This window comes from Variovorax sp. LjRoot175 (genome assembly GCF_964253805.1).
GTDB lineage: Bacteria > Pseudomonadota > Gammaproteobacteria > Burkholderiales > Burkholderiaceae_C > Variovorax.
Map to the genome: position 1 here is coordinate 4,815,849 of NZ_CAXURY020000001.1, position 14,993 is coordinate 4,830,841.

The 14,993-nt window shown below is 67.9% G+C and carries 12 protein-coding genes; 6 read left to right on the top strand and 6 right to left on the bottom strand.

Going from position 1 to position 14,993, the window contains the following annotated elements; genetic code table 11:
* Window positions 1-21 precede the first annotated feature (21 nt).
* The 4 genes from ACSQ89_RS23980 to ACSQ89_RS23995 are packed head-to-tail and all read left to right on the top strand — an operon-like array spanning window position 22 to window position 9,872.
* Window positions 22-729 carry a mechanosensitive ion channel family protein gene (locus ACSQ89_RS23980; RefSeq protein ID WP_093109698.1) on the top strand — a complete coding sequence of 236 codons (708 nt, stop codon included), beginning with the start codon at window positions 22-24 and terminating at the stop codon, window positions 727-729.
* Entirely contained in the window at window positions 726-2,897 is a 2,172-nt protein-coding gene (gene glgX, locus ACSQ89_RS23985; RefSeq protein ID WP_436293485.1) for a glycogen debranching protein GlgX, read from the top strand. The genes ACSQ89_RS23980 and glgX overlap by 4 nt, the downstream gene beginning before the upstream one ends.
* Window positions 2,894-4,735 (top strand): malto-oligosyltrehalose trehalohydrolase, encoded by a 1,842-nt coding sequence (gene treZ, locus ACSQ89_RS23990; protein ID WP_436293484.1) that lies wholly within the window; start codon window positions 2,894-2,896, stop codon window positions 4,733-4,735. Before glgX ends, treZ begins: the two co-directional genes overlap by 4 nt.
* A complete protein-coding gene (locus ACSQ89_RS23995) occupies window positions 4,728-9,872 on the top strand; it encodes a malto-oligosyltrehalose synthase (protein WP_436293483.1) in 5,145 nt (1,714 codons plus the stop codon). Before treZ ends, ACSQ89_RS23995 begins: the two co-directional genes overlap by 8 nt.
* A 2-nt stretch (window positions 9,873-9,874) precedes the next feature.
* Here ACSQ89_RS23995 and ACSQ89_RS24000 read toward each other — a convergent pair whose 3' ends face one another.
* From ACSQ89_RS24000 to ACSQ89_RS24020, 5 genes are read right to left on the bottom strand one after another with little or no spacing between them, the layout of a single operon-like run.
* Window positions 9,875-11,065, bottom strand: a complete 1,191-nt coding sequence (locus tag ACSQ89_RS24000) for an MFS transporter (RefSeq protein ID WP_436293482.1) — start codon at window positions 11,063-11,065, stop codon at window positions 9,875-9,877.
* Complete coding sequence (locus ACSQ89_RS24005; RefSeq protein ID WP_436293481.1) at window positions 11,062-11,769, bottom strand: aquaporin; 708 nt, start codon at window positions 11,767-11,769, stop codon at window positions 11,062-11,064. The genes ACSQ89_RS24000 and ACSQ89_RS24005 overlap by 4 nt, the downstream gene beginning before the upstream one ends.
* Window positions 11,770-11,773: 4 nt before the next feature.
* Window positions 11,774-12,268, bottom strand: coding sequence for an arsenate reductase ArsC (locus ACSQ89_RS24010; RefSeq protein WP_436293480.1), 495 nt, complete (start codon window positions 12,266-12,268; stop codon window positions 11,774-11,776).
* Window positions 12,269-12,282: 14 nt separating this feature from the next.
* Window positions 12,283-12,720 (bottom strand): ArsI/CadI family heavy metal resistance metalloenzyme, encoded by a 438-nt coding sequence (locus ACSQ89_RS24015; RefSeq protein ID WP_436293479.1) that lies wholly within the window; start codon window positions 12,718-12,720, stop codon window positions 12,283-12,285.
* Between the two features lie 10 nt (window positions 12,721-12,730).
* Window positions 12,731-13,054 carry an ArsR/SmtB family transcription factor gene (locus ACSQ89_RS24020; protein ID WP_093109706.1) on the bottom strand — a complete coding sequence of 108 codons (324 nt, stop codon included), beginning with the start codon at window positions 13,052-13,054 and terminating at the stop codon, window positions 12,731-12,733.
* A gap of 29 nt (window positions 13,055-13,083) precedes the next feature.
* Between ACSQ89_RS24020 and arsC the strand changes: the two genes are divergently transcribed.
* Together arsC and ACSQ89_RS24030 are read left to right on the top strand one after the other, a co-directional pair.
* On the top strand, window positions 13,084-13,530 hold the full coding sequence (gene arsC, locus ACSQ89_RS24025; protein WP_093109707.1) for an arsenate reductase (glutaredoxin): 447 nt from the start codon (window positions 13,084-13,086) through the stop codon (window positions 13,528-13,530).
* 127 nt (window positions 13,531-13,657) lie between these two features.
* The gene (locus ACSQ89_RS24030) at window positions 13,658-14,449 is read left to right on the top strand and encodes a phosphodiesterase (protein ID WP_436293478.1); all 792 of its coding nucleotides are present in this window, start codon (window positions 13,658-13,660) and stop codon (window positions 14,447-14,449) included.
* Between the two features lie 79 nt (window positions 14,450-14,528).
* Here ACSQ89_RS24030 and ACSQ89_RS24035 read toward each other — a convergent pair whose 3' ends face one another.
* Entirely contained in the window at window positions 14,529-14,942 is a 414-nt protein-coding gene (locus ACSQ89_RS24035; protein ID WP_436293477.1) for a PPC domain-containing DNA-binding protein, read from the bottom strand.
* Window positions 14,943-14,993: the final 51 nt, after the last annotated feature.

Genomic DNA, 14,993 nt, shown 5'->3' on the forward strand with positions numbered 1-14,993 from the left:
GAGCGACTGGAGAAACGCATCATGGAAAGCTTCGGAATCCACCTGGAGCCCTTGCGGGCCATCCTGTTCCAGATCGGCGCATTCCTGCCGCGTCTTCTGATCGCGCTGATCGTGGTGCTCGGCGGTTGGCTGCTCGCCAAGCTGGCGCGCTTCACTGTCGTCAAGGCCCTGCGCGCGATCAACTTCAACGTGCTCACCGAACGCGCCGGCCTCGACAACTTCCTGCGGCAGGGCGGAATGCCCGGCGACACCACCAGCCTGTTCGGCGTGCTGGTGTACTGGCTGGTGATCCTCGCCGCGCTCCTGATCGCCTTCAACGGCCTCGGCCTGACCTACATCACCGACCTGCTGGGCCGCGTGGTCTGGTTCGTTCCCAACATCTTCGTGGCCCTGCTGGTGCTGGCCTTCGGCTCCTACTTTGCGCGCTTCGTCGGCGACAGCGTCGCCACCTATGGCCGCAACATCAAGCTGCAGGACGCCGTGTTCCTCGGCAAGCTCGCGCAGTACGCGATCATGGTGTTCGTGGTGCTGATCGCGCTCGACCAGATCAAGGTCGGCGGCGACATCGTTCGCGAAAGCTTCCTCGTGATCCTGGCCGGCGTGGTCTTCGCGCTGGCGCTCGCCTTCGGTCTGGGCGGCAAGGACTGGGCCGCGGAGCGCATCGAGCAATGGTGGCCGCGCGAGCGCAAGAACCCCGGCGACGGCCCAGACGACAAGCTCCCTAGATGAAGACCAACGATCAGATCACCGCAGTCTGGCCCGGCCGCCCCTATCCGCCCGGCGCCCACTGGGACGGCCAGGGCGTCAACTTCGCGCTCTTCTCGCAGCATGCGCACAAGGTCGAACTCTGCCTCTTCGACGAGAAGGGCCGCCACGAGCGGCTGCGCATCGCGATGCGCGAGCGCACCGACGACATCTGGCACTGCTACCTGCCCGAGGCGCGCCCGGGGCTGGCCTACGGCTATCGCGTGCACGGGCCCTACAAGCCCGAGGAGGGGCATCGCTTCAATCCGCACAAGCTGGTGCTCGACCCCTATGCCAAGGACACGATCGGGCAACTGCGCTGGGGCGACGCGCTGTACGGCTACACCGTCGGGAGCAAGCGCGAGGACCTGTCCTTCGACCGCCGCGACAGCGCGCCGCTGATGCCCAAGGGGCGCGTGCTCGAGCCCGCATTCACCTGGGGCGACGACCGCCGCCCGCACATCTCGTGGCAGGACATGGTGATCTACGAGCTGCACGTGCGCGGCTTCACGATGACCCACCCCGAGGTGCCAACGGACCTGCGCGGCACCTATGCGGCACTCGGTTCGGCGCCGGTGGTCGACTACCTGAAGCGCCTCGGCGTGACCACCGTCGAGCTGCTGCCGGTGCACAGCTTCCTGAACGACCACCACCTGGCGGAGAAAGGGCTGCAGAACTACTGGGGCTACAACACCCTGGCCTACTTCGCGCCCGAGATGCGCTATTGCGCCTCGCTCAAGGTCAAGGAGTTCAAGACCATGGTGAAGACGCTGCACTCGGCAGGCATCGAGGTCATCCTCGACGTGGTCTACAACCACAGCTGCGAAGGCAACCATCTGGGGCCGACGCTGTCCATGCGCGGCGTCGACAACGCCTCCTACTACATCACCACCGCCGACAACCGCCGCTTCTACGACGATTTCACCGGCTGCGGCAACACCGTGAACCTGGAGCATCCGCGCGCGCTGCAGCTGGTGATGGACTCGCTGCGCTACTGGGTCGAGGAGATGCACGTGGACGGCTTCCGCTTCGACCTCGCCGCGGCGCTGGCGCGCGAATCCGGCAAGGTCGAAAACCTCGGCGGCTTCTTCGATGCGATCCGCCAGGACCCCACGCTCAACCGCGTGAAGCTGATCGCCGAACCCTGGGACCTCGGCCACGGGGGCTACCGGGTCGGCAACTTCCCCTACGGCTGGGCCGAGTGGAACGACCGATTCCGCGACGGCGTGCGCGGCTACTGGAAGGGCGACGACGGCGTGATGGGCGATCTTGCGCAACGCCTCACGGGCTCGCAGGACCTGTACGGCTGGTCGGGCCGGCGGCCGCATGCCAGCATCAACTTCGTCACCGCGCACGACGGCTTCACGCTGCAGGACCTGGTCTCCTACAACGAGAAGCACAACGAGGCCAACGGCGAGGACAACCGCGACGGCAACAGCCACAACCTGTCTTGGAACTGCGGCGTCGAAGGGCCGAGCGACGACCCGGAGATCCAGGCGCTGCGCGAGCGGCAGAAGCGCAACCTCATCGCCACGCTGCTGCTGTCCCAGGGCGTGCCGATGATCCTGGCCGGCGACGAGCGCGGCCACACCCAGAACGGCAACAACAACGTCTACTGCCAGGACAACGAAACGGCCTGGCTGGACTGGAATCCGACGCCGGAGGGCGACGCGCTGTTCGCCTTCATGCAGCGCGTGATCGCGCTGCGGCGCGCGCATCCCTCCTTTCGCCGCCGCAATTTTTTTCATGGCAAGCCGCTGGAAGGCAGCGCGGTCAAGGACGTGTGCTGGCTCAAGCCGGACGGCCTCGAAATGACGCCGGAAGACTGGAACGATGCCCATGCGAGATGCTTCGCGATGCTGATCTCCGGCAACGGCATCACCGAGCGGGGACCGCGCGGCGAGGCGCTGCGCGACGACGACTTCCTGCTGCTCTTCAACGCCCACCACGACGAGATCGCGTTCACGCTGCCGTCCGGGGGCCAGGGCGCATGGCGCCTCATGCTCGACACCGCGACGCAGGCCCTGCCGCCCGACGAGAACGAGGCCGCCTGCGGCGAAGCACCGGCCTGGACCTCGCCGAGCTACCCGCTGCAAGGACGGTCCTTCGTGCTGCTGAGCCGCGCCGCGCGCCCTGCGGGGAACACCGAGTGAAGCGCGTGCATCCCATGCCCTTCGGCGCCGGCGTCCTGCCCGAGGGCGGCGTGCGCTTCGCACTTTGGGCACCGGCCGTCGAACTGGTGATGCTGGAGCACGGGCCCGACGCCGGCGCGCGCACGCATCGCATGCTGCACGACGCGGAAGGCTGGCACCGCCTCGACCTGGACGAGGCGCGGCCCGGCGACAGCTATCGCTTCCGCTTGCCGGACGGCCTGCGCGTGCCGGACCCGGCCTCGCGCTTCAACCCGGAGGACGTGCACGGCGCGAGCCGCATCGTCGACCCGGCGGCCTATGCATGGCAGCACCGGGCCTGGCGCGGCCGGCCGTGGGAGGAGGCGGTGGTCTACGAACTGCACGTCGGCACCTTCACGGCCGAAGGCACTTTCGCGGCCGCGCGGCAACGCCTTCACGCGTTGGCCGAGCTGGGCATCACCGCGGTCGAGCTCATGCCGTTGGCCGACTTTCCGGGACAGCGCAACTGGGGCTACGACGGGGTGCTGCCCTTTGCGCCGGACGCCGCCTACGGCACGCCGGACGAGCTCAAGGCGCTGGTCGACGACGCCCACGGGCTCGGCCTGATGGTGCTGATCGACGTGGTCTACAACCACTTCGGCCCCGAAGGCAACTACCTGCACGCCTACTGCCCGCAGTTCTTCAACCCCGCGCACCAGACGCCGTGGGGTTCGGCCATCAACTACGACGGCGAGGCGTCCCGGACGGTGCGCGATTTCTTCATCCACAACGCGCTCTATTGGGTCGAGGAGTTCGGCTTCGACGGCCTGCGGATGGACGCGATCCACGCCATACGTGACGATTCCGGCAAGCACATCGTGCGCGAGATCTGCGAGGCGCTGCACGACGGGCCGGGCCGCGAGCGGCATGTGCACGTGGTGCTGGAGAACGATGCGAACCAGGCTTCACTGCTCGAGCGCGACGCCCGCGGCGTTCCGCTCGCGGGCACGGCCCAATGGAACGACGACCTCCACCATGCGGCCCACGTGCTGGTCACCGGCGAGGCCGACGGCTACTACGCCGACTATGCCGACGCGCCGGTGGCGCGCTTCGGGCGCGCGCTGGCCGAAGGCTTCATCTACCAGGGCCAGCCTTCGCACTTTCGCAGCGGCGAGCCGCGCGGCGAGCCGTCCACGCACCTGCCGCTCGCCGCTTTCGTTTCCTTCTTGCAAACGCACGACCAGGTCGGCAACCGCGCCTTCGGCGAACGCATCCACAGGCTGGGCGACGCGGCGATGCTGCGCGCGGCCATGGCCTGCGTGCTGCTGTCGCCGCATGTGCCGATGCTGTTCATGGGCGAGGAATTCGCGGCGTCGACGCCGTTCCAGTACTTCTGCGACTTCGGACCCGAGCTCGCCGCCGCCGTCTCGCGCGGCCGGCGCGAGGAGTTCGGCCGCTTCACCGCCTTCAAGGACGAGGCGGCGCGCTCGCGCATTCCCGATCCCAATGCCGAGTCCACCTTCATGGCGTCCAAGCTGCGCTGGGAGGAGAGGGATGTCCCCCATCACAGCGCCCGCCTCGCCGAGCTGCGCGAACTGCTGGCCCTGCGACAGCAGCGCCTGGTGCCCCTGCTGGCGGGCCAGCGCGGCGCCGGCCGTTTCCACTGCGAGGGCGCGCTGCTGCAGGTCGACTGGACGCTCGGGTCGGCGGCAGCGCTGCATCTGCTCGCGAACTTCGGCCTCGAGGAAATGGCATGCGCGGCGCCGCCCGGCGACCTGCTCTGGTCCATCGGTGCGGCGCAGACCACGAATGCCACGCCGCTGAACCTGGCGCCCGGCGCGGTGCATGCGACACTGCAGGAGGAGGTCCGCCTTGACTGAGCCCGCGCGCATCGTCGACGACGACGAGGCGCTGGGCCCGCTGTGTGCACACTTCGGCATCGCCACCGACTACGAGGACGTCTGGCGAACGCGCCGTCCGGTGCCGCGCAACAGCCTGGTCGCCTTGCTGGCGGAGCTCGACGTCCGCATCGATGCCACCACGACGGCCGAGGACGCGCTCGCCGCGGCCCGCCGCGCCGCATGGACGCAAGGCCTGCCGCCGGTGCATGCGATCCAAGCTGCGGCGCCGACGTGGCAACTGCACTTGCGCCTTCCCGAAACGACCGGCCGGCTGCGCTGGCAGCTGGACGAGGAATCCGGCCCGCGGCACCAGGGCAAACTCGACGCGCTGGCCCTGCCCGAGCTTGCGCACGCCGAGCTCGATGGCGTGCGCTGGTGCGAGCGCGAGCTCTCGTTTTCGCTTGCGCTGCCGGCCGGCTACCACCGCCTCAGCATCGAGGGCCTGGCCGGCCCGGTCGGCGAGATGCTGATCGTGAGCGCCCCCGCACGCTGCTGGCGCCCGGCGGCATTGCAGCACGGCGGCCGCATCTGGGGGCCCGCGGTGCAGCTGTATGCGCTGCGTTCCGCGCGCAACTGGGGCATCGGCGACTTCGGCGATCTTGAGCAGCTGGTCACGCAGATGGCCGCGCGCGGCGCCGACATCGTCGGACTCAATCCGCTGCACGCCCTCTTCCCGCACAACCCGGCCCATGCGAGTCCCTACAGCCCGTCCTCGCGCCGGCATCTCAATGTGCTCTACATCGACGTCGAGGCGGTCGATGGCTTCGCCGCCTGCGACGCGGCCCGGCAGCTCGTGCACTCGCTCGAATTCCAGACCCGGCTCGCGCGCCTGCGCGAAGCGCCGCTGGTCGACTACGCGGCCGTGGCCGCAGCGAAGTTCGAGGTGCTGAAGCTTCTTTACGCGCAGTTTCGCGAACAGCATCTGTCAGCCGACGGCCGCAACGCGCGTGACGATGCGGGCCGCGCCTTCCTGGCCTTCGTGGCCGAAGGCGGCGAAGCGCTGTACGGCCACGCCCTGTTCGAGGCGCTGCAGGCCCACTTCCACGCGGCCGACGACGCGGTCTGGGGCTGGCCGGCATGGCCCGAGGCCTTTCGCGATCCGGCCGGCGCCGAGGTCGCCGCCTTCGCACAGCAGCATGCCGAGCGCGTGCAGTACCACCAGTACCTGCAATGGCTGGCCGAATGCCAGCTCGAGCGCGCCAACGCGCGCTGCAAGGCGCTGGGGCTGGGCGTCGGCCTGTACCTCGATCTGGCGGTGTCGGTGGACCGCGCGGGCTCCGAGGTCTGGAGCGAACGCACTTGCTTTGCTGCCGGCGCAAGCGTGGGCGCGCCGCCGGACGAGTTCAATCCCGGTGGCCAGGGCTGGGGCCTGCCGCCGCTCCGGCCGGATCGCCTGCGCGCCGACCGCTACCGCCTCTTCATCGACACGCTGCGCGCCAATATGAAGAGCGCCGGCGCGCTGCGCATCGACCACGTGATGGGGCTGATGCGCCTGTTCTGGATACCGCCCGGACGAAGCGCCACCGATGGCGCCTACGTGCACTACGCGCTAGCCGAGCTGCTCGCGATCGTCGCGCTGGAGAGCCGGCGCAACCGCTGCATGGTGATCGGCGAAGACCTGGGCACGGTGGCGCCGGAGATGCGCGAGGCGCTGGCGCGCGTGGACGTGCTGTCCTACCGCGTGCTGTTCTTCGAACGCACCGACGACGGCGAGTTCAAGTCCGCGGCCGACTACCCGCCCGACGCGCTGGCCGCGATCGGCACGCACGATCTGCCGACCCTCGCCGGATGGTGGAGCGGAGAGGACCTGCGGTTGCGGCTGCAGCTCGGCCTGTTTCCCGAGCTGGCGCTGTTCGAGAAGCAGCTCCGCGATCGCGCGCGGGAGCGCGTGGGGCTGCTTCTGCAGCTCGAGCACGCGGGTCTGCTGTCGGCCGAGGAAGTCGCCGAGGCCACGGGCCGCCCAACGCCGGCGCCGCGCACGGTGGAGGCGGTCCACGCCTTTCTTGCCGCTGCACCCTCGACGATCATGATGGTGCAGTTCGAGGACGCGCTCGGCGTCACGGACCAGGTCAACATGCCCGGCACCACCGCGGAGCAGCCGAACTGGCAGCGCAAACTGCCGCTGGATCTGCAGGCGCTGGCGGCGAGCGAAGAAGTCTCGGGCCTGTGCACCACCATGGCCGCATCGCGGCCGCGCCGCGCACCCGGCAGCGAGCGCCGCGGCAGCAGCACCCTGGTGCCGCGCGCCACCTACCGGCTCCAGTTCCACAAGGACTTCGGCTTCGACGATGCCATTCGCATCCTCCCCTACCTCGCCCGCCTGGGCGTGAGCCACATCTACTGCTCGCCGATCCAGCGCGCCCGCGCGGGCAGCATGCATGGCTACGACGTCGTCGCACACGACGAGATCAACCCCGAACTCGGCGGGCGCGAAGGCTTCGATCGCTTCGTCGCGGCCTTGCGCGAACACGGCATGGGCCAGCTGCTGGACCTGGTGCCCAACCACATGGGCGTGATGGGCGCCGACAACGCATGGTGGATGGACGTGCTGGAGAACGGACCCGCTTCGCTGTTCGCGCAGCACTTCGACATCGACTGGCAGCCGCTCAATCCCGAGCTCGCGGGCAAGGTGCTGGTGCCGGTGCTGGGCGACCACTATGGCGACGTGCTCACCAGCGGCGATCTGGTGCTGCGCTTCGACGAGGAAGCCGGAAGCCTGGCGCTGCACTACTTCGAACACCGCTTTCCGCTGGCGCCGGAGAGCTATCCGCGCGTGCTCGCGGGCGCCGAGACGCAGCAGGGCGATGCGGAGCTCGCGGCGCGCCTGGCCAGCACGGCCTCCGCCTTCGGCCGGCTGCCGGGCCGCGATGCCGAGGATCCCGTCGCCCGCGCCGAGCGCGCGCGCGACAAGGAACTGCTCAAGGCCGATCTGTCCCGTCTTGCCGCCCGCAATCCGGACGTGGCACGCGCGATCACGGCGCGGGTGGCCGAGCTCAACCTGCCGGGCATGCGCGACGAGCTGCATGCGCTGATCGAAACGCAGGCCTGGCGGCTCGCCTATTGGCGCGTGGCCGCGGACGAGATCAACTACCGCCGCTTCTTCGACATCAATTCGCTCGCCGGGCTGCGCATGGAACGCGACGAGGTGTTCGAGGCCACGCAGTCCTTCGCGCTCGACCTGGCCGCGTCCGGCCGCGTGGAGGGCTTGCGCATCGATCATCCGGACGGCCTCTACGATCCGGCGCGCTACTTCCGCCAGCTCCAGGAAGGCTATGCGCGGCGCGCTGGCCTGCTGCTGACAGCGCACGATGCGGCAGGCCGGCCCGCGCGCCCGCTCTACGTGGTGGCGGAAAAGATCGTCGCCGAAGACGAGGAGGTGCCCGAAGACTGGCATGTGCACGGCACCACCGGCTACCGCTTCGCCAACGTGGCCAACGGCCTGTTCGTCGACACTGCCGCGGCCACGAAGTTCGAGAAGATCTGGCGCAATTTCACCGGCGTCGAGAAAGACTTCGAGGCCCTGGCGCGCGACGGCAAGCGCGACATCATGCAGAGCGCGCTGGCCTCGGAGCTCACCGTGCTGGCCACCGAACTGCTGCGCATCGCGCGGGCCGATCGGCGCACGCGCGACTACACCTTCAATGCGCTGCGCCGTGCGCTCGGCGAGATCGCGGCCTGCCTCCCGGTCTACCGGACCTACATCATCGATGCGCCCTCCGCGCAGGACGAGCGCTTCATCGCCTGGGCCCGGCGCGAGGCGGAGCGCGGCAGCCAGGATGCCGATCTAACGATCTATGACTTCGTGCAGCAGATGCTGCTCGGACGCGCGGTATCCGGCGCCGATGACGAACTCCAGCAGCGCGTGCTGCGCCTGGCGATCCGTTTCCAGCAGTTCACTTCACCGGTCACGGCCAAGGGCGTGGAGGACACTGCCTTCTATCGCTACTTTCCCTTGAGCTCGCTCAACGAAGTCGGCGGCGAGCCGGCGCGCTTCGGCAGGACGGTTGCCGAGTTCCACGAGGCCAGCGCCGATCGCGGCCGGCGCTGGCCGCATACCATGCTTGCCACCTCCACGCACGACAACAAGCGCTCCGAGGACGTGCGCTGCCGCATCGACGTGCTGTCGGAGATGCCGGCCGCCTGGCGCCTGGCGCTGCGACGCTGGCACGGCTTCACCCGGCCGGTACGCAGGCGGCTGGAAGCCCGGGGCGCACCGGCCGGCGCGCCTTCGGCCGCCGACGAGTACCTGCTCTACCAGACGCTGCTGGGCACGCTGCCACCGGGCGGACTGGACGACGCGGCGCGCGAGCCTTATGTCGAACGCATCGTGCGCTACATGCAGAAGGCGGCACGCGAGTCCAAGCTCAACACCCGATGGACCTATCCCAACGAAGGCTACGAGCGCGCCCTCGAGGGTTTCGTGCGCGCGCTGTTCAGGCCTGGAGCCGACAACCGTTTTCTCGACGAGCTGAAGATCATGGGCGCCAGGCTCGCCTGGTTCGGCGCGTTGAACAGCCTCTCGCTCGCCCTGCTGAAGTACGGGTCGCCCGGCGTGCCCGACCTGTACCAGGGCAATGAACTGATGGACCTGAGCCTGGTCGATCCCGACAACCGCCGTCCGGTGGATTTCCGCCTTCGCGAGCAGCGCCTGAACGAGCTCGAGGCGCTGGCGAAGGCGCCCGACATGCCGGCGCGCGTGAATGCGCTCGCGCGCGAGCCCCATGACGGCCGGGCCAAGCTCTGGCTCGTCTGGCGCATGCTGTCGCTTCGGCGCGCGCAGCCTGTGCTGTTCCGGGAGGGACGCTACGAGCCCCTGGGCGCCAGCGGCGTGCAGGCCGCGCATGTGGTCGCTTTCGCGCGCCGTCACAAAGAGCAGACGCTGGTTGTGATCGCAGGGCGGCTTTTCACCGGCCTCGACAGCGCCGAGGGCGAACCGCCGCTCGGCGAGGCGTGGCAGGACACGAGCGTGCGCCTGCCGGACGCGGCCGACGGTGCTGCTTTCGCGAACGTGCTGACCGGCGAGACGATCGTCGTGCAGGGCGGAGCCATCCGCCTCTCTGCCGCCCTGGGCCGCTTTCCGGGTGCAGCGCTGTGGAAGCTTTCCACAGCGGGTTGAACTCAGCGCGCACCGCCGGCCGGGCTGCTCCGCGCTCCCGCCGGCATCCACCACAGCGCAGCACAGGCCGAGAGCCCCAGCAAGGCCGACAGCCACAGCGCACCGGCGCCCCAGCGGTCCAGGCTCAGGCCGAAGAGAAAGGGTGCGCCTGCCTGCACCAGGCGCGCGGGCACCATGAGCAGCCCCTGCCGCCGGCCGTAGCCCTGCGAACCGAACAACAGCAGCGGCAAGGTGCCGATCGCGATCGTGAGGATGCCGTTGCCCGCACCATGCAGCACCGTGAACACCGCCGCGGCCGGCGCGCCCGCGAGCCCGATCGCCACTGCGCCGAGCGGATGCGCCATGGCAGCCAGGCGCGCCGACAGCAGCGGATGAAAGCGCTGCAGCACCGTGAACTCCAGCACGCGTCCCGCCACCTGCGCCGGCCCGACCAGCGCGGCGAAGGACACGGCCAGCGCGAAGCCCACACCGGCCGCTTGCAGCACGCTCGGCAGGTGCGCGGCCATCGCGGTGCTGATGAACCAGGTGACGGCAAACACGTAGGCCATCAGGAAAGCGGCGCGCCGCGCCTCGGCTTCTGAAAGCAGCGCAGCGGGCTCCGGCTTCGCCGGTGCAGCCGCATCCGCCGTGTTCGCGCGCGGGAGCCTGGGCAGGCAGGCATTGAGCGGCAAGCCGATCAGCAGGTGCAGCCCGGCCCAGGCCATGCAGGCGCCGCGCCAGCCGAAGTGCGATTCGAGCGCCGCCGACGCGGGCCAGCCGACGGTGCTCGCGAAGCCAGCGAACAAGGTGATGCCGGTGATGGCGCTGCGCGCCTCCTGGCCGTGCAGGCGCACCACGGTGGCGAAGGCGGCTTCGTAGAGCCCGCTGCCCATCGCGATGCCCATGAGCGCCCAGGCCAGGAACAGCTGCGGCGTGCTGTCGGCCCATCCCAGCGCAGCCAGGCCGGCAGCGAACACGAGGTTGCTTGCGATCAACACCGGTCGCCCGCCGAAGCGGTCGATCGCGCGGCCCGCATAGGGCCCGAGCGCGGCAGAGACGATCAGCGCCACCGAGAACGCGGCGAAGACCGTCGCGGAGGCCATGCCCAGATCGCGCGCCATCGGCACCGCAAGCATGGCGGGCAGGTAGTACGACGAAGCCCAGGCCAGCGTCTGCGCGGTGCCCAAGGCTGCCACTGTCGTGAGCCGGCTCATTCTGCGATCTGATTCTGGCCCGAGGATTCGATCACGTTGGGGTGGCCGGCAGGATGCAGGCGCGGCTCGAAGGCGTTGTGGATGGCCAGGCCGATGAGCGCCCCGATCAACTCTGCGAGCACGAAGCCCGGCGCGCTGGCGGGCGCGATGCCGGCAAAGCTGTCGCTGAACATCCGGCCGAACACCGCCGCCGGATTGGCGAACGAAGTTGACGCGGTGAACCAGTAGGCAGCGCCGATGTAGGCCGCGACCATGGCCGGCGCACGGCCTGCCGGGGCGCGCAGGATGACCAGCAGCAGCCCCGCCGTGGCCACGGCTTCGGCGATCCATTGCCCCGTTCCGCTTCGCAGCTTGGTCGAGAACTGCAGGATGCTCATGTCGAACATCGCGTGGGCCAGCCAGGCGCCGAGCATCGCGCCGACGAGCTGCGCTGCCACGTAGGGCACCAGGCTCGATGCGGGAAGCTCGCGGCGCATGGCCATCACTGCGCTGACGGCCGGATTGAAGTGCGCGCCGCTGATCGGGCCGAAGACCTCGATCAGGATGTACAGGCCGCCGACGGTGGCCAGGGTATTGGCCAGCAAGGCCACGGCGGTGTTTCCGCCGGACAGGCGCTCGGCCATGATGCCGGAGCCGATCACGACGGCGAGCAGAAGCGCCGTCCCCAGCATCTCGGCAAGCAGCTTGCGAGGAAGATCAGCCATGCCGTCAGCTCTGCGAGATCGCGGTGAGCGCCTGCTGCAGGTCTGCGTTGCTCATGGATTCCAGCGGCAGGGCCAGCAGTTGGGTCATGCGGTAGGCGATGGCCTGCCGTGTCAGCTCGAAGGCCACGCGTTTGCCCTCGTCGTCGCCGAGCGCGTTGGAAGGATCGGGATACCCCCAGTGCACCTTGACGGGGCTACCGGGCCAGTACGGGCAGGTCTCCTGCGCCGCGCTGTCGCACACCGTGATGACGATGCGCATCGCCGGCTTGTCGTCGCCGACGAATTCGTCCCAGCTCTTGCTGCGATAGGACGACACATCAACATCGACATTGGTCAACGCTTCCAGTGCGAAGGGATTGAGACGTCCGCTGGGTGCGCTGGCAGCGCTGAAGGCACGCACGTCCTTGCCGGCCTTCGCTGCCAGGTGGTTCAGCATGCCTTCGGCGAGCACGCTGCGCGCCGAGTTGTGAGTGCAGAGGATGAGGACGTTGATCGTCATTCAGGTGGATTCACTCAGCAGCAGGAGGAAGACGCCGAAGAGCAGCAAGCGGCAACGGTAGTCTCCGTCGCCTTTGCTTCTCGAAACACGGGAATGTTGCCGAGCGTATGGAACTGCTCCCAGGCCACGCCTTGCGGATCGGTGACCCAGTGCTTCTCGCTGCGCGCGTAGCAGCAGGTGGTCGCCCCTTCATCGAGAAGCTGCGTGTCCGCGCCTTGCACGCGGGCCTTCAGTTCGGCCAACTCTTCCGGGCTCTCCGCCTGAAGGCCCAGATGATCGACGCCAAGGGCGCCGCCGCGGGTCGAGACCGCGAAATTCAGCGGTGGGTCCGCGAGCATCCATTTCGCATAGTCGCTTTCGACGCGCGCCGGTTCGGACGCGAACAGCCTGGAATAGAAGGCGATGCTCGCCTCGAGGTCTTGCACGTTGAGGTGCACGTGGAATCGCTTCATGGGATCTCCTTCAACACGAACAGTCCTGTTCCGCCGCGGCGAGGCATTGCTCGCCCTGGCAGCAGTTCTCGGTGAGATAGCCGAGCAGCGCATCCATCTGCTGGAAGGAAGCGCGATAGATCAGGTTGCGGCCGTTGCGCTCCTGCGAGACCAGCCCCGAATGCATCAGCTCCTTGAGATGGAAGGACAGGCTGGTCGCCGCCACGTTCAGGCTTTCGACCAGCGCACCGGGGGTCAGGCCACCGGGGCCCGCCACGACCAGCGCGCGGAAAACCTGCAAACGCACCGGCTGGGCCAGCGCAGCCAGGGACCTGACGACATCATTCTCTTCCATAGTTCAATAATATTTGCATAATAGTATGCATGCAATCCCAAGACCCTGAAATCACCATCTTTCACAACCCGGCCTGCGGCACCTCGCGCAACACGCTGGCCCTGATCCGCAACAGCGGCGCCGAGCCGCACGTCGTCGAATATCTCAAGACGCCGCCGAGCCGCGATACCCTGACCGGCCTGATCAAGGCGATGGGGATCACGCCACGCGAACTGCTGCGCCAGAAAGGGACGCCCTACGGCGAGCTCGGCCTCGACGACCCTAAATGGACCGACGAGCAGCTGATCGAGCTGATGCTGGAGCACCCGATCCTCATCAACCGCCCGATCGTCGTGACGCCGCTGGGCACGAGGCTGTGCCGGCCGTCGGAACTCGTGCTGGACATTCTTCCGTCGCCGCAACGCGGTGCGTTCACGAAGGAAGACGGAGAAGCAGTCATCGATGCGCAGGGCCAGCGCGTGCGTCGCGACGCCTGATGTCGATCGGCGGCCAGGATCGAAGGCCGGGGCGTTGCGCATCAAGGACTTGGACGTTCTGACAGACTCAAACGCTGGTTCGTCCGTAGGGCGATAGGATGACCAATCTGCAGGAACAAGGCCCCCGATGCTGATCGCCCAACTGTCTGATGTACATGTGCGCCGAAGGGGCGAGCTTTACAAAGGCCTCGTGGACTCCAATCGGATGTTCGCTGAAGCCATCGAGCACCTGCGAGGCCTGGATCGCCGTCCCGACCTCGTGCTGCTGACTGGGGATCTCGTGGACGAGGGGCACGCCGACGAGTACGCGAACGTGTGCGAGTTGCTCAAGGCACTGGACTTGCCCTACCTGATTGTTCCTGGGAACCATGATGAACGGGTGAACTTCACCACGGCGTTCTACAACCACGCCTACCTGCCTGCGGAAGGTCCACTGCACTACTGTGTTGACGAGTTTCCGGTGCGAATCGTTGCCCTGGACTCATGCCCACCGGGCGAGCACCACGGGGACGTGACAGCCGATGGACTGGAATGGCTTCGGGCCACGCTGGATGCCGACCTGGAAAAGCCGACGCTGGTGCTGATGCACCACCCGCCGTTCACTTCCGGCATCCCCTATCTGGACGACTATCGATACTTCGAGGGCGGTCTACTGGCTTCGATCATCGAGGGACGAAAAAACATCGAAGCTGTGCTTTGCGGCCACGTTCACCGCTCTATGGTTCGTCGATGGGCCGGCACGGTTGTAATAGCGTGCCCAAGCACCACGACGCAAATTGCCTTGCGCTTGGCCCCTGGCGCAGAGCCGTGTTCATATGCTGGCCCTCCGGCGTGCCTCCTCCATCTGTGGACGGCAGAGGGTCTGGTCAGCCACATCAGTTACATCGGTGAGTTCGAGGGGCCGTACCCGTTTTTCTGAAGACTCCTCACGGAGCCATCGCATGAACTCTGCAGTTGACTCAGTCACGACGCGCAATTGAACGAATGACACCGACTGGTCAAGGCTTGTCCTTGACTTGCCGACGACTCGCAACCAGTTCGAGGAACCCAGTCGCCGCATCACGCTCGCGCAGCAACTCCCATTCCGGTGCCTGCACAAGAAGCAGTTCGGCGGTGGTCCTGACCACGTTGCCATACACGACGTGTCCGCCCCTAACATGTCCTTCTGAAGACGCGATGCTCATGTGCAGATGGGCGCCCTGACGGGTCACTGTGCCAGACAGCGTGAGGATCTCGAATGGCCCCTCGTAACGAGACTCCTCGCTCTCTCCGGCGAGTCGAAGTTTTGGATCGATGAGACTGCCGATCCCGCAAAGGACGAAGGCACCATCCTGAAATTGATCACGACCCAGTGACTCCAGGGCGAGCCTGAGATCGCAGCCGGGCAGAAGGCGGACGGGCAGTTGGTGCATGCGCGAAGCGTACCCGGTCAACGATCTTGACGCCAAAGACTGACTGCGCGT

Coding starts and splice junctions, on each gene's coding strand:
- ACSQ89_RS24010 (WP_436293480.1), bottom strand. CDS start 12,268: ATGACGATCAACGTCCTCATCCTCTGCACTCACAACTCGGCGCGCAGC.
- ACSQ89_RS24000 (WP_436293482.1), bottom strand. CDS start 11,065: ATGAGCCGGCTCACGACAGTGGCAGCCTTGGGCACCGCGCAGACGCTG.
- arsC (WP_093109707.1), top strand. CDS start 13,084: ATGCAATCCCAAGACCCTGAAATCACCATCTTTCACAACCCGGCCTGC.
- ACSQ89_RS24030 (WP_436293478.1), top strand. CDS start 13,658: ATGCTGATCGCCCAACTGTCTGATGTACATGTGCGCCGAAGGGGCGAG.
- glgX (WP_436293485.1), top strand. CDS start 726: ATGAAGACCAACGATCAGATCACCGCAGTCTGGCCCGGCCGCCCCTAT.
- ACSQ89_RS24005 (WP_436293481.1), bottom strand. CDS start 11,769: ATGGCTGATCTTCCTCGCAAGCTGCTTGCCGAGATGCTGGGGACGGCG.
- ACSQ89_RS24020 (WP_093109706.1), bottom strand. CDS start 13,054: ATGGAAGAGAATGATGTCGTCAGGTCCCTGGCTGCGCTGGCCCAGCCG.
- ACSQ89_RS24015 (WP_436293479.1), bottom strand. CDS start 12,720: ATGAAGCGATTCCACGTGCACCTCAACGTGCAAGACCTCGAGGCGAGC.
- ACSQ89_RS24035 (WP_436293477.1), bottom strand. CDS start 14,942: ATGCACCAACTGCCCGTCCGCCTTCTGCCCGGCTGCGATCTCAGGCTC.
- ACSQ89_RS23980 (WP_093109698.1), top strand. CDS start 22: ATGGAAAGCTTCGGAATCCACCTGGAGCCCTTGCGGGCCATCCTGTTC.